Here is a 26,237-nt window from a genome sequence, read left to right as displayed (position 1 = left end):
ACCGAGATTCGAACGGTTCAGCGCTTGCCTTATCCACAAGGCTTCGCTTTCAGCCCGGTGCGCCACGCGGCGCGCCGGGCTTATTGCCCATCATGCGATGGGTTTTCTCAGGTTCCAAACGTCAGCCTTATCGGTGTAACGAGCCGAGGGTATTGAAAAGGACAACCTAATGCAAACAGCACTCCTCAAGCCAAAAATCATCGCCGTCGAACCGCTGGGCGACCACCACGCCAAAGTCGTGATGGAGCCGTTTGAACGTGGTTACGGGCATACGCTTGGTAACGCGCTGCGTCGCGTCCTGCTGTCGTCGATGGTCGGCTATGCGCCGACTGAGGTCACGATCGCTGGGGTCGTCCACGAGTATTCCACCATCGATGGCGTGCAGGAAGACGTCGTCAACCTGCTCCTCAACCTGAAGGGCGTGGTCTTCAAGCTGCACAACCGCGACGAAGTCACGGTGTCGCTGCGCAAGGATGGCGAAGGCGTGGTCACGGCAGCCGATATCGAGCTGCCGCACGATGTCGAGATCATCAATCCGGGTCACGTCATTGCCCACCTGTCCGCAGGCGGCAAGCTCGACATGCAGATCAAGGTCGAACAAGGCCGTGGTTACGTGCCGGGCAACGTGCGCAAGTTCGGCGACGAGTCGGGCAAGGTGATCGGCCGCATCGTGCTGGACGCCTCGTTCTCGCCGGTCCGCCGTGTTTCGTACGCCGTGGAATCGGCGCGTGTGGAACAGCGTACCGATCTGGACAAGCTCGTGATGAACATCGAAACCGACGGCGTGATCTCGCCGGAGGAAGCGATTCGCCAGTCGGCCCGTATCCTGGTTGACCAACTGTCGGTGTTTGCTGCGCTGGAAGGCACCGAGTCGGCCGCCGAGGCTGCTTCGAGCCGCGCTCCGCAGATCGATCCGATCCTGCTGCGCCCGGTGGACGACCTCGAGCTGACGGTGCGTTCGGCCAACTGCCTGAAGGCCGAAAACATCTACTACATCGGCGACCTGATCCAGCGTACCGAGAACGAACTGCTCAAGACCCCGAACCTGGGTCGCAAGTCGCTCAACGAGATCAAGGAAGTCCTGGCTTCGCGTGGCCTGACGCTCGGCATGAAGCTCGAGAACTGGCCGCCTGCAGGTCTGGAGAAGTAATTGGCGGGTGGAGCCGTCGAAAGGCCGCTCCACTGTCAACGCGCCACAGGCAATTCCGCCCGTGGCACCGTAGCACTACCGGCCCGCGCCCGAGCCCGCTTCCAGCTGGCCAAGGCGATAGAAGAGCTGGTCAAACACTGTAATCGAAAGGAATCATCATGCGTCACCGTCATGGTCTGCGGAAACTGAACCGCACCTCGTCGCACCGTCTCGCGATGCTGCGCAACATGTCCAACTCGCTGTTCCAGCACGAGCTGATCAAGACCACCCTGCCCAAGGCCAAGGAACTGCGCAAGGTTGTCGAGCCGCTCATCACGCTGGCCAAGAAGGACACCGTTGCCAACCGTCGTCTGGCTTTCGCCCGTCTGCGCGACCGCGACATGGTCACCAAGCTGTTCACCGAACTGGGCCCGCGTTACGCCACCCGTCCGGGCGGCTACACCCGTATCCTGAAGTTCGGCTTCCGTCAGGGCGACAACGCGCCGATGGCGCTGGTCGAGCTGGTGGACCGTCCGGAAATCACCGAAGCCCCGGCTGAAGAAGCTGCGGAATAAGTGATGACCGAGCCCGTCCCCGCTGACGGGTTATCGGACACAGCACTACAATCGAGCCAGGCTTCTGCCTGGCTCTTTTGTTTTGTGCCCCTATCCACGCATGACTTGTTCAGATTCCTCCCATAGCGCGACGTGCCCGGACCCGGCAGAATCGGTCTGGATGGCGATGACCAACCTGCCTGACGAGGCGTCGGCGGCGCGGGTGGCACGGGCCGTCCTGGAAGCCCGGGTCGCGGCCTGCGTGAACCGGCTGGCGCCGTGCCAGTCCGAGTACTGGTGGCAAGGCAAGCTCGAACAGGCGCAGGAATGGCCGCTGCTGATCAAGACCACGCAGGGCCAGTACGCGGCGCTGGAAGCCGTGATCCGCGCCGAGCATCCCTACGACGTGCCAGAACTGATTGCGTGGCCGCTGGCGGCGGGGCTGCCCGCCTATCTGGGCTGGGTCCGCGCGGAAGCCAGCGGGGCCGCCACCCAGTCCTGAAGCCAGAACAACATGTATCGGAACAACTCATGGGAATGACGGGGATCAGCGGAAACGGAACGTGGCTTGACGGTGCCACGCCAGCCATCGGCCAACTGCCCGGTGCGGCGTGGGGCGAACGTCCGTCGGGGCGTTCGGGGCTGCGTCATATCGTCGCAATCGCCCTGGTATTCCTCGTGTGTCTCGTGACCTGGGGCAGCGCCCGTGCGGCGTCGGAAGACGACTTCCTGCCGCCCGAACAGGCGTTCAAGTTTGCCGCCAGGCAGGTCGATCCCCAGACCATCGAAGTCCGATTCGATGTGGCCGACGGCTATTACCTGTACCGTGAGCGATTCGCCTTTGCCGCACAACCGGCTGGCGTGAAGCTGGGTACCCCGGCCATGCCGCAGGGCAAGGTGCATTTTGACGAGACCTTCGGCAAGGACATGGAGACCTACCGCGGCGCCGTCGTCGTCAAGGTACCCGTCGAACAGGCGCCGCCCGATGGCCGCTGGACGCTTGTGGTGACCTCGCAGGGGTGTGCGGACAAGGGCCTGTGCTACCCGCCGATGGAGAGCATCTACAAGGTGGGTGGGTCGGCACTGGGCAATCTATTCGGCGATCGCAGCGCGCCCGCACGGTCGACGCCCGCCGCGCCCCAGGCGGACAGTCCGGCCGGCGAACCGCGCGAGGCACCCGCCGTGCGCGGTCCGCAAATCGACGAAAACGACCGTATCGCCGGTGCGCTGGCCAGCCGCAACCTGCCGCTGATCGGCGCGCTGTTCTTCGGGCTCGGGCTGCTGCTGACCTTCACCCCGTGTGTGTTGCCGATGGTGCCCATCCTGTCGTCGATCGTGGTCGGCGAGCACGTGACGCGGGGCCGCGCTTTCGTCGTGTCGCTGGCCTATGTGCTGGGCATGGCCGTGGTCTATACCGCCGTCGGCGTGGCCGCGGGACTGGCCGGCGAAGGCCTGTCCGCCGCGCTGCAAACGCCCTGGGTGCTGGGTCTGTTCGCGTTGCTGATGATCGGCCTGTCGCTGTCGATGTTCGGCCTCTACGAGCTGCAGCTGCCGCAGCACTGGCAGACCCGGTTGACCCAGTCTTCCAACCGCAGGCAGGGTGGCCAGGTGGCTGGCGCCGTGGCGATGGGGGCGATTTCGGCCCTGATCGTCGGACCATGCGTGACCGCGCCCCTGGCTGGCGCGCTGGCCTATATCGCCCAGACCGGCGATGCCGTGACCGGCGGCGCAGCGCTGCTGGCCATGGCGCTGGGCATGGGCGTGCCGCTATTGCTGGTGGGCGTCGGCGCAGGCAACCTGCTGCCGCGCGCGGGCAAATGGATGGAGGCAACCAAGCGATTCTTCGGCTTCCTGCTGCTTGGCGTGGCGATCTGGATGGTCACGCCGGTGCTCCCGGCGTGGGTGGTGATGGTCGCGTGGGCAGCCTTGCTGATTGTCGCGGCCGTGTATCTTGGGGCGTTCGACTCGCTCGGCCCCGACCCGCGCGGGTTGTTGCGCCTGGGCAAGGGCCTGGGCCTGGTTGCCGCGCTGGCGGGCGCCATCCAGATGGTCGGCGTGGCTTCCGGTGGACGCGATCCGCTGCAGCCGCTGTCCCATCTCGGAACCTTCCCAGGCGCGTCGACGGCAGGGGCAGCCGGCAAGGACGCAGCCGTCCGTTTCGAACGCGTGCGAAGCGTTGCCGAACTGGACGCACGCGTGGCGCAGGCCGCCGCGGCGGGCCGCCCGGTGTTGCTCGATTTCTATGCCGACTGGTGCGTCAGCTGCAAGGAAATGGAAAAGCTGACGTTCCCCGACGCCAAGGTCAAGGCGCGTCTGGCCAATGTCGTGCTGCTGCAGGCCGATGTCACGGCCAACAATGCCGACGACAAGGCGCTATTGAAGCGATTCGGCCTGTTTGGGCCGCCGGGAATCATCCTGTTTGGTGCGGACGGCCGCGAGCGGCCGGTTCGCGTGATCGGCTATCAGTCGGCGAACCGCTTCCTGGACAGTCTGGAGCGTGCGTTCGGCAAGGCGCCCCAGACCTGAGTTAGCGCGCCCTGGGGCGTCGTCGGATCGGGCGGAGACTATCGGTCGAGCCAGCGTCCCAGCGCCCAGATGCCACCAATGGCGGCCACCACGCCGCCCATCAATCCGATCGACCACCAGAACCCGTTCGGCTCCTGCAGCCACGGCATGCGGGCGAAGTTCATGCCGAACACGCCCGTAATCAGCGTGAGCGGCATAAACAGGGCTGTGATGATCGTCAGGGCCCGCATGGTGCGGTTGGTGCGGTGCGCCACGGCCGAGAAGTGGATCTGCACGGCCGATTCGATCGAATCCTCAAGCCGCCGCGCGTGCGCGAGAACCCGCATGATGTGCTCCATCAGGTCGGTCAGCCGCACCAGCAGCACTTCATCGCGGCTGGCCGCGCCGGGGTCGCCGTCGCCGGCGCTGTAGCGGTTGTCCAGCAGGCTGTCGCGGAATTCCTGCAACGCGTCGCGCTGTTCCTCGCTCAGGTTTTCAAGCCGGCGCAGCTGGATACGTGCGTCAAGCAGTCCTTCCCAGCTCGAAAAGCTCTGCCTGGTGCTCAGCAGGGCGCGCTGCCAGCGGTCTAGCTGACGCGTCAGCGGCGTCCGCAGGTCCAGGTAGCGGTCAACCACCGCGTTCAGCAGCCGCAGCATCAGGTCTTCCGGGCGCGTGGGCGGGCGAACGCCATGCATCAGCGACGCAGCGCCATTGGCGCGTGCCGGTGCGGATTGCGGCGAGCCGCAGGTGTCCAGCAGCCGCTGCCTGACCTGATCGATGGTGCGAGACGGCGATGGCCGCACGGTGACCAGGACGTTGTCGAATACGAAAAAGGCCACCGGCTGCGTGTCGATGCGCGCCAGCGCGGGCAGGAAGCCCGGCGGGTACTTGCGCGAGGCCTTGCGAGGGCCGGGCGTCGGTGCCGCTTCCGGGCCCATGGGCGGCGGCGTGGCGGTGCCTGCAACCGGGGCGGCCGCCGGCGCGGCGGCCATCGCAACCGGCGCGGCGGTGTCGCCGCCGGCCTGCGCGGCATCCGCCTCGGCAAACTGCCGGCTGGTCTCGAAGGTCAGCTTGCGGAAGATCACCATGTCATACGCATTGGTCGTGTCGAAGAACGACGGATGCGCAGGGTTGGTGGCATCGGCCAGATGAAGGTCGAGGATGGGCGCGCCGGTCAGCGCCACCAGGCGGTCGCGCCACGCGCCGGGCGCGGGCGTCACCTCCTCGGTGGCAAAGTCGGCCCAGACAAAGCGCGCGGCGGCGTTGCCGGAGAGAAAGTCCCGTGCGGCGTCGAGCGTCGCGAGCGGGTGTACCTGGCTGGCCGAGAAGCCCAGTAGTTGCATGCGGCGGCGTTGGCCGGTCAGCCGGCGGCCTTCAGCAGGCGTGCGGCATCGCGGGCGAAGTACGTGAGGATGCCGTCGGCGCCGGCGCGGCGGAATGCCAGCAGCGATTCCATCATGACCTTGTCGTGGTCCAGCCAGCCGTTCTGGGCGGCGGCCTTCAGCATCGCGTATTCGCCACTGACCTGGTAGACGTAGGTCGGGTAGCGGAATTCGTCCTTCACGCGGCGCACGATGTCCAGGTACGGCATGCCCGGCTTCACCATCACCATGTCGGCGCCTTCCATGATGTCCTGGCCGACTTCGCGCAGCGCCTCGTCGGTGTTGGACGGGTCCATCTGGTAGGTCATCTTGTTGCCCTTGCCCAGATTGGCGGCCGACCCGACTGCATCGCGGAACGGGCCGTAGAAGGCCGACGCGTACTTGGCCGAGTAGGCCATGATGCGCGTGTGGATGTGGCTGGCCTCTTCCAGCGCGGCGCGCACGGCGCCGATGCGGCCGTCCATCATGTCGGACGGCGCGACGATATCGACGCCTACTTCAGCCTGCACCAGCGCCTGCCTGACCAGGATGTCGACGGTGACGTCGTTGATCACGTAGCCGTTGTCGTCCAGCACGCCGTCCTGGCCGTGGCTGGTGTACGGGTCGAGCGCCACGTCGGTCAGCACCCCGAGTTCGGGAAAGCGGTCCTTCAGCGCGCGCACGGCGCGGGGTACCAGACCCTCGGCGCGCGTGGCCTCGATGCCATCGGGCGTCTTGAGCGACGGATCGATGACCGGGAACAGCGCGATTACCGGGATGCCCAGCTTTACGCAGTCTTCGGCCACCGGCAGCAGCAGGTCCACCGATACGCGCTCCACACCGGGCATCGACGCCACGGACTCGCGCCTGTTCTGGCCGTCCAGGATGAACACCGGATAAATCAGGTTATCGGGCGACAGGCGGTTCTCGCGCATCATGCGGCGCGAGAAGTCATCGCGACGCATGCGGCGGGGACGGTACTCGGGAAACGTGGACATAGCGGAATCGGGGGAGGAGAAGTCGTGGACGGATGCGTGGCGCACGTCACCGCAGCGGGCTGCAGGCCATGAAGAAATGCGTGCGCCAAAAGAAGAAAGAACTTTTGTGCGTGCCCGCTATCATACTCGCGGACACTCTGTGTTGCTTCGCGCAGCGCGGTGTCCCCCGCTACTCCTCCCTGAGCGGGTACCCGCCCTGAACCGGTGGGAAAGTTCGTCCCCGTTGCTTGCAACGGGGCTTTTTTTTTGGTCGGTCCGGATGCGGAGGAATGGAAGTCGGGCGTACCTACGCCTGCGGGGCGCCAGCCGGCGCCTCGGGTGCCGCGGGCGGCTGGGCCTCGGGCAATGCCAGCCATCCCGCCACCACGCGCTGGGCTTCCTCGATGCCGCGCCGCTTCAGGCTGGAGAACAGCTGGGCGGTCATGGCCGGCGGATTGTCCATCTGGGCCGCATAGTCGGCCAGCATCCGCTTCGTTTCGCGCAATGCCGTGGCGTTTTCGCTATTGGTCAGCTTGTCGGCCTTGGTCAGCAGCACATGAATCGGCTTGCCGGTGGGCAGGAACCACTCGACCATCTGGCAATCGAGGTCCGTAAACGGGCGGCGCGCGTCCATCATCAGGATCAGCCCGGCCAGCTGGGTGCGGCTCTGGACGTAGTCGGACAGCAGGCCTTGCCAGTGGTACTTGGCGCTGCCCGAGACCTCGGCGTAGCCGTAGCCCGGCAGGTCGACCAGGAATCCGACCGGATCTGGCGCCTTGACGGGGGCCACGGTGAAGAAGTTGATATGCTGCGTGCGGCCCGGCGTGCGGGACGAGAACGCCAGCCGTTTCTGGCTGCACAGCGTATTGATGGCCGTCGACTTGCCGGCGTTGGAACGCCCGGCGAACGCCACCTCGGGAACCGCCGTGGCCGGCAGGTCGCGCAGATGGTTGACGGTATTGAAGAAACGGGCCTGTTGTAGAAGGGACATGCGTGAATACTTTGAGCCGGCGGACAGGGCCCTGGCAAAGGCCAGTGCAGACGTCGCCACAGACACTGACCTAAGTCAATCCGGAAAGCGATTTATTGTACAATAACCCGGTTTACGGTCTCCTGAGCGGGTGACGTGTGGCATCCTTGCCGGATGTCATCGGCGAACTCTGAAATTGGGTCGGGAATATTGTCCCCGATCAAGAATAGGACGTCGCGCATACGCGTTACCAGCTCCTGCCCCATGGCGCCTCCTCACCGCCGGCAGGGGATAAAGGCGACCGGCATGCATTACGGTGTTCATAACAAAATCTGACAAGGTGTAAGGATGAACCGCATTGCGAAACTTTTGGGAGTCATGGCACTGGCAGTTCCGCTGGGCGCAATGACAGGGCTGGTATCTGCCGCAGAGCAGGCCCACGCCAAGGCGGATCCCGCCAAGGGCGAGACGCTTTACACGCAAGGTGTTCCCGATCGCAATGTCCCGGCATGCTTCTCCTGCCACGGCACCGCCGGCAACAGCACGGCTGCCGTCAATCCCAAGTTGGCTGGCCAGCAGGGCGATTACGTTCACAAGCAGCTCGCCGATTTCAAGGCCAAGTCGCGTGACAACCCCATCATGTCGCTGTACGCCCAGGCGTTGAGCGACCAGGACATGAAGGACATCGGCGCCTACCTGGCCAAGCAGCAGCTCAAGCCTGCCACGGCCAAGAACAAGACGACGATCGAGGAAGGCCAGAAGATCTACCGCGGGGGTATCGCCGCCAAGGGCGTGCCGGCCTGTGCTGGCTGCCACGGACCGACCGGCGCCGGCATTCCGGCCCAGTATCCGCGCATTGGAGGCCAGTATTCCGAGTACACCGAAGCGCAACTGGTGGCATTCCGCCAGGGCACCCGAAAGAACAATTCGGTCATGAGCACGATTACCGCCAGGATGTCGGATGCCGAGATCAAGGCGGTGGCGGATTACGTCGCCGGCGTCCGTTAAGTCGTATCGGGCCTGCATGTCCGGGGAATCCCTTGGGGGATGAACCGGACGCGTGGGCGACAATCGAAGAGGGTGGCCTGCTTGCCAAAGCATGTCCACCCTTTTTCATTTTGAGCGGCACCACATCGCGTCACATCGGCGCGCAACACTGGCGCCAACCACAATTAGCGCCACACCGGCTTTCAGGCTTTACCGCACATGTCGACCCCATCCACTTCAGGGCTGCACCTGAAGACCCAACACCGCGTGCTGCGCGATGCCGTCGAGTTGCTGTCCTCGATGCGCTTCGCGATCACGCTGCTGACGGTGATTGCCATCGCCAGCATCATCGGCACCGTGCTCAAGCAGAACGAACCGTACCCGAACTACGTGAACCAGTTCGGGCCGTTCTGGGCGGACCTGTTCCACGCGCTGTCGCTGCAGAAGGTGTACAGCTCGTGGTGGTTCCTGCTGATCCTGGCATTCCTGGTGATCTCCACGTCGTTGTGTATTGCGCGCAACGCGCCGAAGATGATCGTCGACATGCGCTCGTGGAAGGATCACGTGCGCGAGCGCAGCCTGCGGGCGTTCCATCACCGGGGAGAATACGAGGTGCCGCGCGGCCGCGCGGAAGCCGCAGGCCGCCTCGGCGCGCTGCTGCGCAACCGCGGATACCGCGTCAAGCCGGTGGAACATGATGGCGCAACGCTGCTGGCCGCCAAGGCGGGCGCTGCCAACAAGCTCGGCTACATCCTGGCGCACACGGCCATCGTCGTGATCTGCGTGGGTGGCCTGCTGGACGGCGATATGCTGATTCGCGCGCAGATGTGGTTCGGCGGCAAGACGCCGATCGCCGGCAACGCCATCATCAGCGAGATTCCGGCGAAGCACCGGCTGTCGCCCGCCAACCCCGGATTCCGCGGCAATGCGTTCGTGCCGGAAGGGGCCACCGTCTCCACGGCCATCCTGAACATTGCCGATGGCGCGCTGGTGCAGGACCTGCCGTTCACGATCATGCTCAAGAAGTTCACGGTCGATTACTACTCCACCGGCATGCCCAAGCTGTTCGCGTCGGATGTGGTCGTGACCGATCGCGCTACCGGCAAGCGGACCGAGGCGACGATCAAGGTGAACGAGCCGCTGATCGTCGATGGCGTGGCCATCTACCAGTCCAGCTTCGAGGACGGCGGCTCGAAACTGAAGTTCGTCGGCTATCCGATGACGGGCAGCAGCCATGGGACGTTTCCCATCGCGGGCACGGTGGGCGGCAATGTGGCACTGACCGGCACCGGCACGGCTGCCGACCAGGACAGCCTGACCGTCGAATTCAGCGATTTCCGGCAAATCAACGTCGAGACCGTGACCGATGCGTCGGGCAAGGCCGATGTGCGCGGTGTGGCGCGCAAGTCGTCGCTGGGTGCGCTGGAGCAGCATCTGGGAGCGGCGGCCAGCCTGGACAAGGACAAGAACCTGCGCAATGTCGGCCCGTCGGTCCAGTACAAACTGCGTGACCGCACCGGGCAGGCGCGCGAGTTCAACAACTACATGCTCCCGGTGCAACTCGACGGCCAGACCGTGTTCCTGGCCGGCATGCGCGACTCGCCGAGCGAACAGTTCCGCTATCTGCGTATTCCCGCCGACGACCAGCGCACCGTGGCCGACTGGATGCGCTTGCGCGCCGCGCTGCAAAGCAGTGCCATGCGCGGCGAGGCGGCGCGTCGCTTTGCGGCCGTGTCGATGCCCGGCGACGACAAGGCGACGCTGCGCAAGCAACTGGCCGAAAGCGCCCAGCGCGCCATGGACCTGTTTGCCGGCGCCACGCGTTCGTCGCCCGATGCGCCGCCCGGGGGCTTCACCGCGATCGCGGCTTTCCTGGAAAAATCGGTGCCGCAGGGCGAGCAGCAGAAGGCGGCCGACGTCCTGCTGAAGATTCTCAATGGATCGATGTGGGAACTGTGGCAACTGGCACGCGAGCAGGACAAGCTGCCCGTGATCCCCAACGACGCACAGAGCGGTCAGTTCCTGCAGCAGGCCATCAACGCGCTGTCGGACAGTTTCTTCTACGCGGCGCCCGTATTTTTGCAGCTCGACGACTTCCAGGAGGTCAAGGCCAGCGTGTTCCAGATGACCCGTGCGCCGGGCAAGAACATCGTGTATCTTGGCTGCCTGCTGCTGGTGCTGGGCGTGTTCGCGATGTTCTATATCCGCGAGCGCCGCGTCTGGATCTGGATCAAGGACAAGCAACCTGACGACGCCGGAAACTCCGCGGGCAGTCATGTGCTGATGGCCATGTCGACGCAGCGCCGCACGATGGATTTCGAGAAGGAATTCGTCACATTGCGCGACGACGTCGGCCGTGCCGTGGGCGCGGAAGTGACGCCGTTGCCAGCGGACGGCGACTCGCCGATGACGCACGCGGCACCGCGATCCGACGCATCAGGGCCCGATGATAAGCAGGGGCCGTCGCTATAGTAGAAAGAGGGCTTTCCGGCGGCCGGACGTACAACAATCCCGGCCTGCCGCGCCATGTTGATACCGCAGACATTACAGGTGCGTCGCACCGCAGAGCAGGAATGCCATGTCCTCCAATCTCAACCACGCCTCCTCGGGCCTGACGCCGCGACAAAATGCCGCGGCGGGCAATGTGTCGCACGACCCGCTGCAGCTGGAAGCCGATTTCCTCGAACCGTCCTTTCTGCGCCGCCTGACCTGGGTTGACTGGGCGTTTGCCGTGCTGCTGGTGCTGGGCGCCGGGTTTGCGCTTGCGCGGTACGGCCACTGGATGAACGTGTACGACAAGGCCGTGCTGATTGCCGCCGTGCCCACGTTCGCGCTGCTTGGCTGGCACTGGAAGGCGGTGCGGCCGCTGATGGTCGGCATCGCGGTGCTGTCGCTGCTTGCCATCCAGATGTACCAGGGCAACCTGGCGCGCGCCGAGCAGGCGTTCTTCCTGAAGTACTTCCTGTCGAGTCAGTCGGCCATCCTGTGGATGAGCGCCCTGGTGTTCCTGTCGACGATGTTCTACTGGGTCGGCTTTGCGTCCCGATCCGACACCGGGTCGAGCCTTGGCAGCAAGCTGTGCTGGGCGGCCGTGGTCCTGGGCTTTACGGGCCTGATGGTGCGCTGGTACGAGTCGTACCTGATCGGCGCCGATATTGGCCATATTCCTATCTCGAACCTCTACGAGGTGTTTGTTCTCTTCACGCTGATCACGTCGCTGTTCTACCTGTACTACGAGCGCCGCTACGCCACGCGGGCGTTGGGGCCGTTCGTGATGCTGCTGGTGTCGGCGGCCGTGGGCTTCCTGCTCTGGTACACGGTCAGCCGCAATGCGCAGGAGATCCAGCCGCTGGTGCCGGCGCTGCAAAGCTGGTGGATGAAGATCCACGTACCGGCCAACTTCATCGGCTATGGCACGTTCGCGCTGGCTGCGATGGTGTCGGTGGCGTACCTGCTCAAGCAGCGGGGCATCCTGTCGGAGCGCCTGCCGTCGCTGGAGCTGCTCGACGATGTGATGTACAAGGCCGTCGCGGTCGGTTTCGCGTTCTTCACGATCGCCACGATCCTGGGTGCGCTGTGGGCGGCCGAGGCGTGGGGCGGCTACTGGAGCTGGGACCCGAAGGAAACCTGGGCGCTGATCGTCTGGCTGAACTACGCGGCATGGCTGCACATGCGGCTGATGAAGGGGCTGCGCGGTACGGTGGCCGCGTGGTGGGCGCTGGTTGGCCTGCTCGTCACGACCTTTGCGTTCCTCGGCGTGAACATGTTCCTGTCCGGCCTGCATAGCTACGGCGAACTCTGATTCGCTATCCGTCTCCGGCTCGAAAAGCCTGTCGTTGCGACAGGTTTTTTGTCTTTTCGGGCGTCTTAAGATGCACACGAAGACAGAGAGCGCCACTTTTTTTCGATCCAAAGGGAATAAGGACGTCACATCGGGTGTTTACTGAAGGTACACGGCGCCGACGGTCGGCACCGCCCCCGGAGAAGGAGACCTGAAGATGAATACTCGTCACACTGCTGCATCCGTATTTCGCCCGCTCGTCATCGCCGCTGGCGCTGCAACGATCCTGCTGGCCGGCTGTTCCAGCATGGGCATGGGCGGGGCCGGCGAAATGCCGCCGACCGTGAAGGTGACCAACGGCGTGCTGACCGATCCGCAGGGCCTGACGCTCTACACGTTCGATCGCGACCCCGCCCACGGCGGCAAGAGCGTCTGCAACGGCATGTGCGCCACCAACTGGCCGCCGCTGCTGGCAGAGCCGGGCAAGTCGGCTTCGGGCAGCTACTCGGTCATCACGCGTGACGACGGTACGCGCCAGTACGCCTACAAGGGCATGCCCCTGTACCGCTTTGCGAAGGACGCCAAGCCCGGCGACCGCACTGGCGACAACCTCAACAGCGTCTGGCACGTGGCCAAGCCCTGATTTTTCCGGGCGCCTGAACGCAAGGCAACCAGCGCATGGATGGATTCGAGCGCCAACTGGTGGCGCTGGCGCCGCGGCTGCGGCGCCACGCGCGCGGCCTGACTGGCGACGCCGCGCTGGCCGACGATCTGGTGCAGGACACGCTGGAGCGCGCACTGCGCTTCCGTTGGCGATTCCGCCTGCGTCCCGGATCGCTCTGGGGCGACGGTGCCGACGGCCTGCTGCCCTGGTTGCTGACGCTGATGCACCGGTTGCGCCTGAACGGGCTGCGCCGTGCGGATCTGGTCAGCGCAACCGACGATCCGCCGGACGTGGCGGTTCCCGGCGACGATCCGGGCCTGCGGCGCGACCTGATCAGGGCGCTGGCCGCATTGCCGGAGGCCCAGCGGGCCGTATTGCTGCTGGTCAGCCTGGAGCAGTTTTCGTATGCGGAAGCGGCCCAGGTGCTTGAAGTCCCGGTCGGCACGGTGATGTCGCGCCTGAGCCGCGCGCGTGAACAAATGCGCCGCCTGCTCGACGGCGGCGCGAAGGACGTTGCGGCGCCGAATGTGCTGCAACGGGTGAAATGATGAGCCCCCAGACGCCGGTGAGCGAAGCCGATCTTCACGCCTATGCCGATGGCCAGTTGCACGGTCCGCGCCGCGCCGCAGTCGAGGCATTCCTGGCTGCCGATGCCGAGGCCGCGAGCAAGGTGGAAGCCTGGCGGCAGCAGGCCGCCGCGCTGCATGCCGGGCTGGATGGCGTGCTCAACGAGGCCGTGCCGCTGGCTGCGCTGCCGCGCGAACTGCGTGGGCAGGACGGCCGCGCGACCACGGCGCGCCTGGCGTGGCCGCTGGCGCTGGCTGCCAGCCTGTGTGCGCTGGCGGTGGGGGCCGCCGGCGGCTGGTACGCCCGCGATCATGTCGGGGCCGATGCCGCGGCCATCGCACCGATGGAGCGTTTCGCGCGCGAGGCGCTGGCCAGCTATGTGGTCTATGCACCCGAAGTCAGGCACGTCGTCGAGGTGCCCGCCACCGACGAGGCCCATCTGATTGCCTGGCTGTCGAAACGGCTCGGTGCGTCGTTGCAGGTGCCCGACCTGCACCCGCAGGGATTCCGGCTGATTGGCGGGCGCCTTGGCGCTTCCGAGGGCGGCCCGATGGCCATCCTGATGTACGAGGACGACGCCGGCACGCGCGTGTCGCTGCAACTGCGACGCATGGCGCAGGGCACGCCGGACACCGCATTCCGGCTCGAACGGCTGCCGCCGCGCACGCCCGCACGAAATCCCGCCGGACACCCTACCATGGCGTTCTATTGGGTCGATCGCGATCTCGGCTTCGCCTTGGCGGGTCCGCTGGAGCGCGAACGGTTGCTGGCGCTGGCCCAGGTGGTCTACCAGCAATACCAACGGGGTTAGCCCGGGCACATGACCGTCCGCCTGCTCACCCGATATCCGGGCGGCTCCGCACCTTCCGGCAGCTTTTGATGTCCAATGCTGCAAGTCCTACCCAACGCTGCGAAACATGCTGATTCCTTCCCCCAAATGGTTGCGCGGTGACGATGTCGCCGCGTCGGAAATCACGCCCGAACCGTTGTATCGGTCGCGTCGGCGCCTGCTGACGATGGGCGGCGCCGCTGCCGCCGCGGGTCTGGCCTCGCCGTGGTTTTCGCGCCAGGCGTTTGCCCAGGAGGCGCCGGGCAAGCTGCCGAAGCTGCCCGCCACGCTCAACAACGCCTACGCCGTGACCGAAAAACGCACGCCGTACACGGACGTCACGACCTACAACAATTTCTACGAGTTCGGCACCGACAAGTCAGACCCGGCCCGCAACGCCGGCACGCTGCGGCCGCGCCCGTGGCAAGTGGCCGTGGAAGGGCTGGTCAAGCACCCCAAGGTGTACGACCTGGACGAACTGCTCAAGGTCGCGCCGATGGAAGAGCGTGTCTACCGCCTGCGCTGCGTCGAAGGCTGGTCGATGGTGATTCCGTGGATCGGCTATCCGCTGGCCGAGCTGATCAAGCGCGTCGAACCGCAGCCGGGGGCGAAGTTCGTGCAGTTCATCACGCTGGCGGACAAGAAGCAGATGCCCGGCCTGAGCAGCGGCGTGCTCGACTGGCCGTATAGCGAGGGCCTGCGCATGGACGAGGCGATGCATCCGCTGGCGCTGCTGACGTTCGGCCTCTATGGCGAGGTGCTGCCGAACCAGAACGGCGCGCCGGTGCGGATGGTTCTGCCGTGGAAATACGGCTTCAAGAGCGCCAAGTCGATCGTGAAGATCCGCTTCGTCGACAAGCAGCCGCCCACCAGCTGGAACCTGGCCGCCGCCAACGAATACGGCTTCTATTCGAACGTGAATCCGGACGTCGACCATCCGCGCTGGAGCCAGGCCACCGAACGCCGGATCGGCGAAGACAAGGGCGGCGGCGGCTTTTCCGCGCTATTCGCGCCCAAGCGCAAGACGCTGCCGTTCAACGGCTACGGCGCGCAGGTGGCATCGCTCTATCAGGGCATGGATTTAAGGAAGAACTTCTGATGGCCGAGCGCGATCCGCGCGCGGCGGCGCAGGCACGTACGCCCCAGGCCAGCAGGCCCGGGCCCGGGAGCCTGGCCATGCTCGCGCCGGCGAGGGTGAAGACGCTGAAGGGGCTGGTCTGGCTGCTGGCGCTGCTACCGTTCCTGCGGCTGATGTATCTGGGGGCGACCTCGCAGTTCGGCGCCAATCCGCTCGAATTCGTCACCCGGTCCACCGGTACCTGGACGCTCGTCATGCTCTGCGTGACGCTCGCCGTCACGCCGCTGCGCCGGCTCACGGGCTGGCACTGGCTGCTGCGCCTGCGCCGCATGCTGGGCCTGTTCACGTTCTTCTACGCCGTGCAGCATTTCCTGCTCTGGCTCGCCGTGGATCGCGGGTTTGACGTGGCCTACATGATCAAGGACATCGGCAAACGGCCATTTATCACGATGGGGTTCGCGGCGTTCGTGCTGATGATTCCGCTGGCCGTCACATCGGCCAACGCCATGGTCCGCTGGCTCGGCGGCAAGCGTTGGCAGGCGCTGCATCGGTCGATCTATGCCATCGCCGTGCTGGCCATCCTGCACTACTGGTGGCACAAGGCCGGCAAGCACGATTTTGGAGAAGTTTCGATCTACGCGGCGGTGGTGTTCGTGGTGCTGGCCATGCGGATCTGGTGGTGGTTGCGCAGGCCGCGCGCCCCCGTGGCAGCACAATAGACAAAGGGCGACACCAACGGCGTCGCCCATTCCTTATTTTTCGGCCTGCGCCGGCGCCATCAGTCCTTCAGCAGGCGCTCGGCGCGGAACAGGTCCGCCGGCAGTTCGCGCTCGCGCACCAGGTGCACGGTGTCGCCATCGACCATCACTTCGGCCGCGCGGCCGCGCGTGTTGTAGTTCGAACTCATCACGAAACCGTAGGCGCCGGCCGACATCACGGCCAGCAGGTCGCCGGGCTGCACCGCCAGCGCGCGGTCGCGGCCGAGCCAGTCGCCCGATTCGCATACCGGACCCACCACGTCGTACGTGACGGCGGCGTCGGCACGCGGCGCCACCGGCTCGATGCGGTGGTAGGCCTCGTACATGGCCGGTCGGGCCAGGTCGTTCATCGCGGCATCGACGATGCAGAAGTTCTTGGCCGCGCCGGGCTTCAGGAATTCCACGCGCGTCAGCAGCGCGCCGGCATTGCCCACCAGCGAGCGGCCCGGCTCGAACAGTACCTCGCGATGGCCGTGGCCGCGTGCGGCCACGCGATCGATCAGCGTCGTGGCGAAGCCGGTAATGTCCGGCGGGGTCTCGTCGTCATAGGTGATGCCCAGGCCACCGCCCACGTCGATATGTTCGAGCCTGATGCCCTCGGCCTCGAGCGATTCCACCACGTCCAGCACCTTGTCCAGCGCCTCCAGGTACGGCGCCACTTCGGTGATCTGCGAGCCGATATGGCAATCGATGCCTGTCACCTCCAGGTGCGGCAGCGCGGCGGCGGCACGGTAGGTGGACAGCACGTCCTCGAATGCCACGCCGAACTTGTTGCCCTTGAGGCCGGTGGAGATGTAGGGGTGGGTCTTCGCGTCGACGTCGGGGTTGATGCGCAGCGACACGCGGGCGCGCTTGCCCAGGCGGCCGGCCACGGCGTTCAGGCGATCCAGTTCCGGGATCGATTCCACGTTGAAGCCGCGCACGTCATGTTCGAGCGCCAGCGCCATATCGGCTTCGCTCTTGGCCACGCCCGAAAAAACCACCTTGCGCGGGTCGCCGCCGGCGGCAATCACGCGCAGCAGCTCGCCGCCCGACACGATGTCGAAGCCGGCGCCCAGCTTCGCGAACACCTGCAGCACGGCCAGGTTGGAGTTGGCCTTGACCGCGTATTGCACGTGCGCGTTGCGTCCCTTGCAGGCGGCGGCATACGCGTTGTAGGCCTTGGTCAGCGCAGCGCGCGAATAGACGTAGGTAGGCGTGCCGAATTCGGCGGCAATGCTCGCCAGCGGTACCTGTTCGACGGTCAGGGTGCCGTCTTCGCGGCGATGGAAAAAATCAGTCATGTTTCGGCATGCACTCAGCGTGCGGAGGGGGCGGAACTGCCCTTGGCGGGTTCGGCAACGGCGGGCGTCGATGTGGCGGGCTCGCCCATCGGACGCGCCGCGGGCGGGGTGGCGCCCGGCTGGCCCAGGCCCGGATCGGCCACGGTGGGCGGCGTCGGCTCCGGCGGTACGCGGGGCATATAGAGCGGGCCGCGAATGCCGCACCCGGCAAGGGGCATCGCGAGCAGGGCGGCAAACGCCGATACAATCGCACCACGACGCAGCATCGGGGAGTCCTTCATTGTCTGGATGGCTTTCGGATGGCTGTGGAAAGCGCACGGCTTTCCCGTTTTCCATCAATCTGATTTGCCGGTCCGAATGCCCGTGGAAACGGGCTGCCGGCGGCCTTGGAGTGTAGCATGCCCCCCCTCAACGAGACCGAGTTCCTGGCACTGGCCGGCGCGGCCCTGGACAAGCTGGAAGCCGATATCGAAGCGGCTGCCGATGCGGCCGACGCCGATGTGGAGATCAACCGTACCGGCAATGTGATGGAGCTGGAGTTCGAGGACGGCTCCAAGATCATCGTCAACAGCCAGGCGCCGATGCAGGAACTTTGGGTGGCGGCCAAGGCCGGCGGCTTCCATTTCCGCCACGACGGCGCCCGCTGGGTGGACACGCGCAGCGGCGCCGAGCTGTACGCGGCGCTGTCCGGCTACATGAGCCTGCAGGCCGGCACCAAGCTGACGCTGAAGTAAGCGCGCGCGGCACAACAAAAAACCGGCCACCAGGGCCGGTTTCTTTTTGCTGGCGATGGCCGGCAGGCCGTCAGGCGCCGCCGAACATTTCCAGGATCTTCTTCTTTTCCTGCTCGGTGTCCTGTGGCGGACGCGAGCTTTCTTCCGGCTTGCCCGGCCACGGATCGCCCAGGCCCACCGACGCCACGCCGGCGCCGGCGGCATTCTCTTCCAGCGTCCAGTCGCCGGCCGCCATGACTACGCCCTCCGGCGGCTGGCGGTCCGGGCTCTCGGGCACGCCCTTGAGCGCCTTGCTCATGTAGCCGACCCAGATCGGCAGCGCCAGGCCGCCGCCGGTTTCGCGCACACCCAGGCTCTTGGGCTGGTCGTAACCCATCCACGCGATGGCCACCAGCTTGGGCGTGTAGCCAGCAAACCACGCATCCACGGCGTCGTTGGTGGTACCGGTCTTGCCCGCCAGGTCATTGCGGCCCAGGCGCTGCTTGGCCGGGTTGGCCGTGCCGCTACGCACCACTTCACGCAGCATGCTGTCGGCGATGAACGCGGTGCGGGCGTCCAGCACGCGCACGGCGTCTTCGCCGGCCTTCTGCGGATGAGTCTCGGAAATGACCTTGCCGCGCGAGTCTTCCACGCGCTGGATCAGGTACGGATTCACGCGATAGCCGCCGTTGGCGAACACCGAGTAGGCACCCGCCATCTGCAGCGGCGTCACGCTGCCGGCGCCCAGCGCCATCGGCAGATAGGCCGGGTGCTTGTCGGCCTCGAAACCGAAGCGCGTGATGTAGTCCTGGGCGTACTGCGTGCCGATGGCGCGCAGAATCCGCACCGACACCAGGTTCTTCGACTTGGCCAGCGCGCGGCGCATGGTCATCGGGCCTTCGAACTTGCCATCGTAGTTCTTCGGTTCCCAGACCTGCCCGCCGGTGTCCGGGCCGATCGTCAGCGGCGCATCATTGATCACCGTGGCCGGCGAGAAGCCCTTTTCCAGCGCCGCCGTGTAGATGAACGGCTTGAAGCTGGAACCCGGCTGGCGCCAGGCCTGCGTCACGTGGTTGAACTTGTTGCGGTTGTAGTCGAAGCCGCCCACCATCGAACGGATCGAACCGTCCTCGGGGCTCAGCGAGATGAACGCGGCGGCCACTTCGGGCAGCTGCGTGACCGACCACGAGTTGTCCTTCGGATCCTGCGTCACGCGAATGATCGCACCCGGACGGATCTTGACCTTCGGCTGGGCACTGGCCGACAGCGACGGCGCGATGAAGCGCAGCGCCGTGCCTTCGATCGTGGCCACTTCGCCGGACAGCAGCGTCGCCTTCACCTGCTTGGGCGATACGCTGGTCACCACGGCGGACCGCAGATCGTCGCTGCCCGGATGCTCCACCAGCGCGTCGTCGATGGCCTGTTCGCGGTCGGCCGGATCGGACGGCAGGTCGATGAATGCCTCGGGTCCGCGGTAGCCGTGCTTGCGCTCGTAGGTCATGATGCCGTTGCGTACGGACTCGTAGGCGGCGTCCTGGTCGGCCTTGTTCAGCGTGGTGTAGACGGTCAGGCCGCGCGTGTAGGTTTCTTCGCGGTACTGCGCGTACATCAGCTGGCGCACGATCTCGGCCACGTACTCGGCGTGCGTCGAGAATTCGTTGCCCTCGCTGCGCACCTTCAGTTCCTCGCGCACTGCCTGGTCATACTGCTCGGGCGTGATGTAGCGCAGGTCGCGCATGCGCTGCAGGATGTACTCCTGACGCACCTTGGCGCGGCGCGGATTCACCACCGGGTTGTAGGCCGACGGCGCCTTCGGCAGCCCGGCCAGCATCGCGGCCTCGGCCGGGGTGACGTCCTTGATCGACTTGCCGAAGTAGACGCGCGCGGCGCTGGCAAAGCCGTAGGCGCGCTGGCCCAGGTAGATCTGGTTCATGTACAGCTCGAGAATCTGGTCCTTGGTCAGGTTCGCCTCGATCTTGTACGCCAGCAGCATCTCGTAGATCTTGCGCGTGTAGGTCTTCTCGCTCGACAGGAAGAAATTGCGCGCCACCTGCATCGTGATGGTCGATGCACCCTGCGACAGGCCGCCACGCAGGTTGGCCAGCCCGGCACGCATCACACCGACGAAGTCCACGCCGCCGTGTTCGTAGAAGCGATCGTCCTCGATGGCCAGCACGGCCTTCTTCATGACGTCGGGGATCTCGGTGATCGGCACGAAGTTGCGGCGCTCTTCGCCAAACTCGCCAATCAGCACGTTGTCGGCCGTATAGATGCGCAACGGAATCTTCGGCCGGTAGTCGGTGATGGTGTCCAGCGACGGCAGGTTGGGGGCGGCCACGACCAGCGCATACCCCACCAGCAGCGCCACGGCGACGACGCCGGCAGCAAGCAGCCCGAATACCCAGAACGTGATGCGCGCCCACAACGGACGGCGGACGGGAAGGGACGGCTTCTGTTGTGCTGTGGCCATAAGGGTTTACCTAACAAGAGTGCCCGGATTATATCGTCGGTACCCGGCCGCTCCCGGCGGGCAGTGGCGCGAAAGTCGCTACCGTGCTGTTACAAGATGTAATGTCGTGGAGATCGGACTGTCGCGCGCTGCGGGACCCAGGTGTGGTGCGGGCTGGCGGGCGATGCTTCAGGGAGGCGTGCGCGTGGCCGGTGCGAGCGGAAGCTGGCGTACCAGGATCATGTCCGGACGATCCCACCCGATCGCGGGGTTGCAGACCGTCGGATTTTGGCAACGGATTTCCGGGGACCTTCTGAAAAAGAAAGCGTGGTCAAACCGGCACATTGCCAGCGCCTCCGGATTTTGTAAGAATCGACGAACATAAAAGAGCAAACGTTTCATCCAAGAAACTGGCTCGCACCATTAGAGCGGACATGCCGTGGGCGAGTTCAAATGTCAGGGGGTCAACCTTGCGACGGGGCATCTTGTCGGGTCTTCTGCGCCAGACTACGGTCGGCGTGGATATTGGTTCGTCCAGCGTCAAGGTCGTTGAGCTGTCCGTTGGGATGGGCAAAAACGACTATCGGCTGGAGAAATGCGCCAGCGAACTGCTGGACCGCAATGCCGTTGCCGATGGCAACGTGGTCAACATCGAAGCCGTGGGAATCGCGCTCAAGCGCGCGCTCGGCAAGGCCGGCATCCGGACCAAGGACGTGGTCCTGGGCGTGCCGTCCATGCTGACGGAATCCCAGACGGTCAGTCTGCCGGACAACCTGTCCGAAGACGAACTCTATTCGCAGGTCGAATCCGAGGCGCACCGCCTCTATCCGCCGTCGCAGGCGGTCAATTTCGACTTCGCGGTGATTGGTCCCAGCGAAACGGAAGGCGGCATTGGCGTACGCGTCACGGCCGCCAACAGTGATCGTGTCCAGGAGCGCGTGACGGCTGCCGAACTGGCAGGCCTGAAGCCGCAGGTGATGGACGTGGAAGAATACGCCGTACAGCGATCGGTCGTGCAGATGCTCGGCGTCCCCGCCGGCCTGAACGAAACCGATGCCAAGGACCTGCCCGTGGTGGCCGTGGTCCATCTGGGCGGCAGCCGTTCCAAGGCCATCTTCTACCAGGGCTGGAAGGAACTCTACGAGCAGCCGCTGAACAGCTATGGCGACCAGCTGACGCAAAGCGCCGCACGCATGTTCACGCTCGATGCGCTCAAGGCCGAAATCAAGAAGCGCAAGAACACGCTGCCCGAAGCGTGGCGAGGGCAATTGCTCAAGCCGTCGCTGGAGGCGCTGGCCATGGAGGTGCAGGGCGCCATCGGCAATTTCATTGCCAGCTCCAGCCTCGGCCGCGTCGACGAGATCCTGCTTTCCGGCGGGCACGCCTCGCTGCTTGGAGTCCAGGCGGCAATCCAGCAACAGACGCAGATCACGACCACGCTGGCCAATCCCTTCGCAAACATGACGACCGCCGGCAAGGTCAACGAGCGCTATCTCCAGCGCGACCTGCCTGCCTACATCGTCAGTGCGGGACTGGCGCTGCGCGGCCTCCAATAAGTCACCGGGGGGACTCGCATGTCCACGACGACGAATACCATTCCGTCGGTCAACCTGCTGCCGTATCACGAGGCGCGCAAGGCAGCCCGGCGCAAGAAGGTCTACAGCATGCTGGGCGGTGCGGCGGGCGCGGGCGCGCTCGTGGTGCTGATCGGCGGCTTCTACATCGATTCCCAGATCGATGAGATGACCCATCTCAATCAGACGCTGACAGCCGAGAACTCCCGGATGGACGGGCAGATCAGGGAAGTCACGACGCTCAAGAAGGATATCGAGGCGCTGCTCGATCGCCAGCGTGCCATCGAAAGCCTGCAGGCCGAGCGCAACATGCCCGTGCAGCTGCTTGAGGAACTGGTGCGCCAGGTGCCAGAAGGCGTGTACCTGACCACGCTCAAGCAGTCGGGCGACACGTTCGTCATCACTGGCGTGGCGCAATCCAACGAACGCGTGTCGGAACTGCTGCGCAACTTCAGCCAGGTGCAATGGCTGGACCGCGCCGAGCTGGTGGAATCGAAGGCCATCATGATGACCAACAACCTGCGCGAACAGCGCCGGCTGTTCGATTTCTCCATGCGTTTCGCCTATCGCGCGCCGGAGCAACCGGCTGACAAGAAGAGGGCAGGCGCATCGGCTGCTGCGGCCAAGCCGGCGGGAGGCAAGGTCTGATCATGGCGCTGAATTCGAATATCTCCCTGCAGGACCTGACCGCGCAGTTCCGCGGCCTGAACCTGAACGAGCCCGAAACCTGGCCGGCCGCGCCCCGCGTGCTGTTCTCGATTCTGGCGGCCGTTATCGTGCTGATGCTGGGCTGGCAGTTCTACTGGAGCGACAAGAGCGACGAGCTAGACCGCAAGCACGCCGAACACGAACAGCTGAAGCAGCAGTTCAAGTCCAAGGTGGCGCAGGTGGCCAATCTGGACGCATTGCGCACGCAGAAGGCCGAGGTCGAAAAACGCGTGGCGCTGGCCGAGCGGCAATTGCCGAACAGCACCGAAATGGACGCGCTGCTGGCCGATGTCAATCACGCCGGCGTGGCGCGCGGTCTCCAGTTCGAACTGTTCAAGCCGCAGGCGGCAGCCATCAAGCCATACTTTGCCGAAATCCCGGTCAACCTGAAGGTCACCGGCCGCTACCACGACGTCGCGCTTTTCAACGCCGACGTGGCGGCCCTGTCGCGGATCGTCTCCATGCGCAACCTGAACATGTCGGTCGGCAAGGACGGCACGCTGTCGATGGAAGGGATGGCGATGGCCTATCGCGCACTGGATCCGGACGAGCAGGCCGCGCAGCGCAAGGCCGCCGCCGACGCCGCCGCGAAGAACAAGAAGGGAGGCGCCAAGTGAGCCGCCTGACCCGACCCCAGCCTGCCATGGCGCAGGCGCTTGCCGCCGCCGCGCTGGCCGTGGTGGCCCTGGCCGGCTGCGGCCAGAGCGATGACGACGGTCTGCGTCAATGGATGACGCAGACGCGCGCCGCCAAGGCTCCGCCGCCGGAACCGTTGCCCGAGGTCAAGTCGTACACGCCACGCGAGTACGGCGGGCGCGCATCGCCGGAACCGTTTGCGCAGACGAAGATCGGCGAACTGAACAAGACGATGTCTGAGTCGCCGGAGGCCGGACGGCGACACGAGCCGCTTGAAGACTATCCGCTGGAGAACTTCAAGATGCTCGGCATGCTGAAGAAAAACGGCGAGACCTACGGTGTCATACGCGTAGATAACAAGATCCATCACGTCAAGGTGGGTCAGTATCTCGGCCAGAGCTATGGCCGGGTGGTCCGCATCAGCGATCAGGAGATCGTGTTGCGCGAATTGGTTCGGGAAGGGGTCTCAGATTGGAAAGAGAAAATGACCAGCCTGAAGCTGGAGGCATCCGCATGATCACGGCACGTTGGGTCCGGGCGCTTGCGGGCGCTTCAGCGATGGCGCTGGTGCTGGCCTCTCCGGCCGCACTGGCACAAAACAACCAGATCAAGCAGGTGGAAGCCAACGTGGTTGGCGAGCAGACCGTTTTCACGGTCGACCTGCAGGGGCCGCTTGCGCAGAAGCCAGCGGACTTCTCCACGCAGAATCCTGCAAAGATCGCGATCGATTTCTTCGATACGGGATTCGCGCAGGGCCGTGCGCAATATGAATACGCGGGCAAGCTCCTCAAGAGCGCCAACGTGATGCAGATCGGGGACCGCACCCGCGTGGTGCTGAACCTGGCCCGCAACGCCACGTATCGCACGGAAATGCGGGGCAAGCAGTTCGTGGTGCTGATGGACAACGTGACGCAGTCGGCGGCCGCGGCCGCGCCGACCTTCGCGCCGGCGGCGTCCGCGATGCAGCCCGTGGCGGCCAACCGCACGCTGATCCGCAATATCGACTTCCGGCGTGGCACCGACGGTTCGGGCCGCGTGGTGGTGGACCTGTCGTCGCGGGATTCCGGCGTCAATATCCAGCAGCAGGGCCAGAACCTGGTGGTTGACTTCATTGGCACCGGGCTGCCGAACGACCTGCGCCGCCGCTTCGACGTGACCGACTTCGGCACGCCGGTGCAGGCCATGCGCGCCACCGACGCCAACGGCGCCGCACGGCTGACGATCGAGCCGCGCGGCAACTGGGAATACAGTTCGTACCAGACGGACAACCAGTTCGTGGTCGAGGTGCGCCAGGTCAAGGAAGACCCGAACAAGCTGATCTCTGGCCAGGGCTACCGGGGCGAGCGCCTGTCGCTGAACTTCCAGAACATCGACATCCGCTCGCTGCTGCAGGTCTTTGCCGATTTCACGAACCTGAACATCATCACCAGCGATACCGTGCAGGGCAACCTGACGCTGCGCCTGAAGGATGTGCCGTGGGATCAGGCGCTGCAGATCGTGCTCGATTCCAAGGGGCTGGCTTCGCGCCGCAACGGTAACGTGCTGTGGGTGGCGCCCAAGGCCGAGCTGGCCACGAAGGAAAAGCTCGAACTTGAAGCGCAGCAGCAGATTAACGAGCTTGAGCCGATCCGCAGCCAGGTGTTCCAGCTGAACTACCAGCGTGCCGACGACGTTCGCCGCATGCTGCTGGGGCTGGCAGTCACCGGTGGAGCGGGGGGCGGGTCTGCGGTCCCGGCGGGTGGCGGCGCTGCGGGTGCAGCGGGCGTCACGCGCATGCTGTCCAAGCGCGGCTCGCTGACGGCGGATCCGCGTACCAACCAGCTGTTCGTGTCCGACATCGGTTCGAAACTGGAGGAAGTGCAGGGCTTCCTGCAGAAGATCGATATTCCGGTGCGTCAGGTGATCATCGAGGCACGTATCGTGGAAGCCAGCGATACGTTCAGCCGCAATCTCGGTGTCAAGCTGGGCTTTGCGTTGCCGAAGTCGGGCAGTTCGCTGAGCAGCAACTACGGCAACTCGCTGCCGGGCGCCACGAACGACCTGTCGCCGGCGCTGAGCCTGCCGGCAGCAGCCATCAACGGCACGAATCCGGCCACCGCGGCATTCAGCATCTTCAATGCTGCGGCGGGCCGGTTCCTGGATGTGGAACTGTCCGCGCTGGAAGCCGACGGCAAGGGCAAGATCATCTCCAGCCCCCGTGTCGTGACTGCCAACAACATCAAGGCGCTGATCGAACAGGGTACCGAACTGCCGTACCAGTCCGCCACGTCGAGCGGCGCCACGTCAGTCCAGTTCCGCAAGGCGAACCTGAAGCTGGAGGTCACGCCGCAGATCACGCCGGAAGGCAACGTGCTGCTTGACGTCGACGTCAATAAGGACAGCGTGGGTATCCAGACCGTCAACGGCTTCGCCATCGACACCAAGCACGTGCAGACCCAGGTGCTGGTGGAGAACGGCGGCACCGTGGTGATCGGCGGCATCTACAGCCAGGACGAGTCGAATACCGTCAACAAGGTGCCCTGGCTGGGCGACATCCCGGTGCTGGGCAACCTGTTCAAGAACAACGCCAAGGTCAACAACCGGACCGAGCTGCTGGTGTTCCTGACGCCGCGCATCCTGAACGACAGCGTATCGTTGAAATAACACCGTTCGGGTGCAGCAGGGCGCCCGGATGCAGTAGACTGGCAGGCCGCGTCGGTATGCGACGCGGCCTT

24 protein-coding genes are annotated in these 26,237 nt (G+C 65.2%); 18 read left to right on the top strand and 6 right to left on the bottom strand.

The window, feature by feature from the left end; all coding sequences use genetic code 11:
* The first annotated feature begins 169 nt into the window (after positions 1-169).
* From rpoA to dsbD, 4 genes are all read left to right on the top strand, one after another.
* A complete protein-coding gene (gene rpoA, locus BLQ58_RS22460; protein WP_066731234.1) occupies positions 170-1,150 on the top strand; it encodes a DNA-directed RNA polymerase subunit alpha in 981 nt (326 codons plus the stop codon).
* A 158-nt stretch (positions 1,151-1,308) separates the two neighbouring features.
* Positions 1,309-1,704 carry a 50S ribosomal protein L17 gene (gene rplQ / locus BLQ58_RS22455; protein ID WP_008642987.1) on the top strand — a complete coding sequence of 132 codons (396 nt, stop codon included), beginning with the start codon at positions 1,309-1,311 and terminating at the stop codon, positions 1,702-1,704.
* A 100-nt stretch (positions 1,705-1,804) separates the two neighbouring features.
* The gene (gene cutA / locus BLQ58_RS22450) at positions 1,805-2,185 is read left to right on the top strand and encodes a divalent-cation tolerance protein CutA (RefSeq protein ID WP_092602188.1); all 381 of its coding nucleotides are present in this window, start codon (positions 1,805-1,807) and stop codon (positions 2,183-2,185) included.
* Positions 2,186-2,214: 29 nt separating this feature from the next.
* Entirely contained in the window at positions 2,215-4,209 is a 1,995-nt protein-coding gene (dsbD, locus tag BLQ58_RS22445; protein ID WP_254776065.1) for a protein-disulfide reductase DsbD, read from the top strand.
* A 38-nt stretch (positions 4,210-4,247) separates the two neighbouring features.
* Here the strand turns inward: dsbD and BLQ58_RS22440 are convergent, their stop codons facing one another.
* From BLQ58_RS22440 to yihA, 3 genes are all read right to left on the bottom strand, one after another.
* Positions 4,248-5,531, bottom strand: coding sequence for a magnesium transporter CorA family protein (locus BLQ58_RS22440; RefSeq protein ID WP_092602184.1), 1,284 nt, complete (start codon positions 5,529-5,531; stop codon positions 4,248-4,250).
* A 17-nt stretch (positions 5,532-5,548) separates the two neighbouring features.
* Positions 5,549-6,547, bottom strand: a complete 999-nt coding sequence (hemB, locus tag BLQ58_RS22435; protein WP_092602182.1) for a porphobilinogen synthase — start codon at positions 6,545-6,547, stop codon at positions 5,549-5,551.
* A gap of 286 nt (positions 6,548-6,833) precedes the next feature.
* Positions 6,834-7,517: a ribosome biogenesis GTP-binding protein YihA/YsxC gene (gene yihA, locus BLQ58_RS22430; RefSeq protein ID WP_092602180.1), complete on the bottom strand. Its 684-nt coding sequence runs from the start codon at positions 7,515-7,517 to the stop codon at positions 6,834-6,836.
* Positions 7,518-7,844: 327 nt separating this feature from the next.
* Between yihA and BLQ58_RS22425 the strand changes: the two genes are divergently transcribed.
* The 8 genes from BLQ58_RS22425 to msrQ all read left to right on the top strand — a co-directional run bounded on the left by BLQ58_RS22425 (position 7,845) and on the right by msrQ (position 16,121).
* Complete coding sequence (locus tag BLQ58_RS22425) at positions 7,845-8,504, top strand: c-type cytochrome (RefSeq protein ID WP_092602178.1); 660 nt, start codon at positions 7,845-7,847, stop codon at positions 8,502-8,504.
* A gap of 198 nt (positions 8,505-8,702) precedes the next feature.
* Positions 8,703-10,955 carry a cytochrome c biogenesis protein ResB gene (locus BLQ58_RS22420; RefSeq protein ID WP_092602176.1) on the top strand — a complete coding sequence of 751 codons (2,253 nt, stop codon included), beginning with the start codon at positions 8,703-8,705 and terminating at the stop codon, positions 10,953-10,955.
* 106 nt (positions 10,956-11,061) lie between these two features.
* Positions 11,062-12,285 carry a c-type cytochrome biogenesis protein CcsB gene (gene ccsB, locus BLQ58_RS22415; protein ID WP_092602174.1) on the top strand — a complete coding sequence of 408 codons (1,224 nt, stop codon included), beginning with the start codon at positions 11,062-11,064 and terminating at the stop codon, positions 12,283-12,285.
* A gap of 196 nt (positions 12,286-12,481) precedes the next feature.
* On the top strand, positions 12,482-12,907 hold the full coding sequence (locus BLQ58_RS22410; protein WP_092602172.1) for a COG4315 family predicted lipoprotein: 426 nt from the start codon (positions 12,482-12,484) through the stop codon (positions 12,905-12,907).
* A 35-nt stretch (positions 12,908-12,942) separates the two neighbouring features.
* A complete protein-coding gene (locus tag BLQ58_RS22405; protein WP_092602170.1) occupies positions 12,943-13,476 on the top strand; it encodes an RNA polymerase sigma factor in 534 nt (177 codons plus the stop codon).
* Positions 13,473-14,306, top strand: coding sequence for an anti-sigma factor family protein (locus tag BLQ58_RS22400; protein ID WP_092602168.1), 834 nt, complete (start codon positions 13,473-13,475; stop codon positions 14,304-14,306). The genes BLQ58_RS22405 and BLQ58_RS22400 overlap by 4 nt, the downstream gene beginning before the upstream one ends.
* Before the next feature lie 106 nt (positions 14,307-14,412).
* Positions 14,413-15,423, top strand: coding sequence for a protein-methionine-sulfoxide reductase catalytic subunit MsrP (gene msrP / locus BLQ58_RS22395; protein ID WP_092602166.1), 1,011 nt, complete (start codon positions 14,413-14,415; stop codon positions 15,421-15,423).
* Positions 15,423-16,121, top strand: coding sequence for a protein-methionine-sulfoxide reductase heme-binding subunit MsrQ (gene msrQ / locus BLQ58_RS22390; RefSeq protein ID WP_092602164.1), 699 nt, complete (start codon positions 15,423-15,425; stop codon positions 16,119-16,121). The genes msrP and msrQ overlap by 1 nt, the downstream gene beginning before the upstream one ends.
* Before the next feature lie 59 nt (positions 16,122-16,180).
* On the opposite strand, the gene lysA is transcribed toward msrQ, so the two are convergent.
* Both lysA and BLQ58_RS22380 read right to left on the bottom strand, forming a co-directional pair.
* Positions 16,181-17,443 (bottom strand): diaminopimelate decarboxylase, encoded by a 1,263-nt coding sequence (lysA, locus tag BLQ58_RS22385; RefSeq protein ID WP_092602162.1) that lies wholly within the window; start codon positions 17,441-17,443, stop codon positions 16,181-16,183.
* A gap of 14 nt (positions 17,444-17,457) precedes the next feature.
* On the bottom strand, positions 17,458-17,709 hold the full coding sequence (locus BLQ58_RS22380) for an LPS translocon maturation chaperone LptM (RefSeq protein WP_254776063.1): 252 nt from the start codon (positions 17,707-17,709) through the stop codon (positions 17,458-17,460).
* Positions 17,710-17,841: 132 nt separating this feature from the next.
* Here BLQ58_RS22380 and cyaY point away from each other — a divergent pair, with 132 nt between their 5' ends.
* On the top strand, positions 17,842-18,177 hold the full coding sequence (cyaY, locus tag BLQ58_RS22375; protein ID WP_092602158.1) for an iron donor protein CyaY: 336 nt from the start codon (positions 17,842-17,844) through the stop codon (positions 18,175-18,177).
* A 70-nt stretch (positions 18,178-18,247) separates the two neighbouring features.
* On the opposite strand, the gene BLQ58_RS22370 is transcribed toward cyaY, so the two are convergent.
* Positions 18,248-20,626: a penicillin-binding protein 1A gene (locus tag BLQ58_RS22370; protein WP_092602156.1), complete on the bottom strand. Its 2,379-nt coding sequence runs from the start codon at positions 20,624-20,626 to the stop codon at positions 18,248-18,250.
* A 464-nt stretch (positions 20,627-21,090) separates the two neighbouring features.
* Between BLQ58_RS22370 and pilM the strand changes: the two genes are divergently transcribed.
* From pilM to pilQ, 5 genes are read left to right on the top strand one after another with little or no spacing between them, the layout of a single operon-like run.
* Positions 21,091-22,161, top strand: a complete 1,071-nt coding sequence (gene pilM / locus BLQ58_RS22365) for a type IV pilus assembly protein PilM (protein ID WP_092602154.1) — start codon at positions 21,091-21,093, stop codon at positions 22,159-22,161.
* Positions 22,162-22,179: 18 nt separating this feature from the next.
* Positions 22,180-22,827: a PilN domain-containing protein gene (locus tag BLQ58_RS22360; RefSeq protein ID WP_092602152.1), complete on the top strand. Its 648-nt coding sequence runs from the start codon at positions 22,180-22,182 to the stop codon at positions 22,825-22,827.
* Positions 22,828-22,829: 2 nt separating this feature from the next.
* Positions 22,830-23,504, top strand: coding sequence for a type IV pilus inner membrane component PilO (locus tag BLQ58_RS22355; protein WP_092602150.1), 675 nt, complete (start codon positions 22,830-22,832; stop codon positions 23,502-23,504).
* A 26-nt stretch (positions 23,505-23,530) separates the two neighbouring features.
* Entirely contained in the window at positions 23,531-24,040 is a 510-nt protein-coding gene (locus BLQ58_RS22350) for a pilus assembly protein PilP (protein ID WP_092602148.1), read from the top strand.
* Positions 24,037-26,166, top strand: a complete 2,130-nt coding sequence (gene pilQ / locus BLQ58_RS22345) for a type IV pilus secretin PilQ (RefSeq protein WP_092602146.1) — start codon at positions 24,037-24,039, stop codon at positions 26,164-26,166. The genes BLQ58_RS22350 and pilQ overlap by 4 nt, the downstream gene beginning before the upstream one ends.
* The last annotated feature ends 71 nt before the right edge of the window (positions 26,167-26,237 follow it).

This window comes from Ralstonia sp. 25mfcol4.1 (assembly GCF_900104095.1).
Lineage (GTDB): Bacteria > Pseudomonadota > Gammaproteobacteria > Burkholderiales > Burkholderiaceae > Cupriavidus.
This window is presented reverse-complemented; position numbering and strand designations above follow the sequence as displayed.

Excerpts from the sequence above, each read along its gene's own strand:
- BLQ58_RS22440 (WP_092602184.1), bottom strand. The coding sequence starts at position 5,531 with ATGCAACTACTGGGCTTCTCGGCCAGCCAGGTACACCCGCTCGCGACG.
- dsbD (WP_254776065.1), top strand. The coding sequence starts at position 2,215 with ATGGGAATGACGGGGATCAGCGGAAACGGAACGTGGCTTGACGGTGCC.
- BLQ58_RS22400 (WP_092602168.1), top strand. The coding sequence starts at position 13,473 with ATGATGAGCCCCCAGACGCCGGTGAGCGAAGCCGATCTTCACGCCTAT.
- msrP (WP_092602166.1), top strand. The coding sequence starts at position 14,413 with ATGCTGATTCCTTCCCCCAAATGGTTGCGCGGTGACGATGTCGCCGCG.
- cyaY (WP_092602158.1), top strand. The coding sequence starts at position 17,842 with ATGCCCCCCCTCAACGAGACCGAGTTCCTGGCACTGGCCGGCGCGGCC.
- hemB (WP_092602182.1), bottom strand. The coding sequence starts at position 6,547 with ATGTCCACGTTTCCCGAGTACCGTCCCCGCCGCATGCGTCGCGATGAC.
- BLQ58_RS22410 (WP_092602172.1), top strand. The coding sequence starts at position 12,482 with ATGAATACTCGTCACACTGCTGCATCCGTATTTCGCCCGCTCGTCATC.
- rpoA (WP_066731234.1), top strand. The coding sequence starts at position 170 with ATGCAAACAGCACTCCTCAAGCCAAAAATCATCGCCGTCGAACCGCTG.
- ccsB (WP_092602174.1), top strand. The coding sequence starts at position 11,062 with ATGTCCTCCAATCTCAACCACGCCTCCTCGGGCCTGACGCCGCGACAA.
- pilQ (WP_092602146.1), top strand. The coding sequence starts at position 24,037 with ATGATCACGGCACGTTGGGTCCGGGCGCTTGCGGGCGCTTCAGCGATG.
- BLQ58_RS22355 (WP_092602150.1), top strand. The coding sequence starts at position 22,830 with ATGGCGCTGAATTCGAATATCTCCCTGCAGGACCTGACCGCGCAGTTC.
- cutA (WP_092602188.1), top strand. The coding sequence starts at position 1,805 with ATGACTTGTTCAGATTCCTCCCATAGCGCGACGTGCCCGGACCCGGCA.
- msrQ (WP_092602164.1), top strand. The coding sequence starts at position 15,423 with ATGGCCGAGCGCGATCCGCGCGCGGCGGCGCAGGCACGTACGCCCCAG.
- BLQ58_RS22350 (WP_092602148.1), top strand. The coding sequence starts at position 23,531 with ATGGCGCAGGCGCTTGCCGCCGCCGCGCTGGCCGTGGTGGCCCTGGCC.
- BLQ58_RS22380 (WP_254776063.1), bottom strand. The coding sequence starts at position 17,709 with ATGCTGCGTCGTGGTGCGATTGTATCGGCGTTTGCCGCCCTGCTCGCG.
- BLQ58_RS22360 (WP_092602152.1), top strand. The coding sequence starts at position 22,180 with ATGTCCACGACGACGAATACCATTCCGTCGGTCAACCTGCTGCCGTAT.
- BLQ58_RS22425 (WP_092602178.1), top strand. The coding sequence starts at position 7,845 with ATGAACCGCATTGCGAAACTTTTGGGAGTCATGGCACTGGCAGTTCCG.
- yihA (WP_092602180.1), bottom strand. The coding sequence starts at position 7,517 with ATGTCCCTTCTACAACAGGCCCGTTTCTTCAATACCGTCAACCATCTG.
- BLQ58_RS22420 (WP_092602176.1), top strand. The coding sequence starts at position 8,703 with ATGTCGACCCCATCCACTTCAGGGCTGCACCTGAAGACCCAACACCGC.
- rplQ (WP_008642987.1), top strand. The coding sequence starts at position 1,309 with ATGCGTCACCGTCATGGTCTGCGGAAACTGAACCGCACCTCGTCGCAC.
- BLQ58_RS22405 (WP_092602170.1), top strand. The coding sequence starts at position 12,943 with ATGGATGGATTCGAGCGCCAACTGGTGGCGCTGGCGCCGCGGCTGCGG.
- lysA (WP_092602162.1), bottom strand. The coding sequence starts at position 17,443 with ATGACTGATTTTTTCCATCGCCGCGAAGACGGCACCCTGACCGTCGAA.
- BLQ58_RS22370 (WP_092602156.1), bottom strand. The coding sequence starts at position 20,626 with ATGGCCACAGCACAACAGAAGCCGTCCCTTCCCGTCCGCCGTCCGTTG.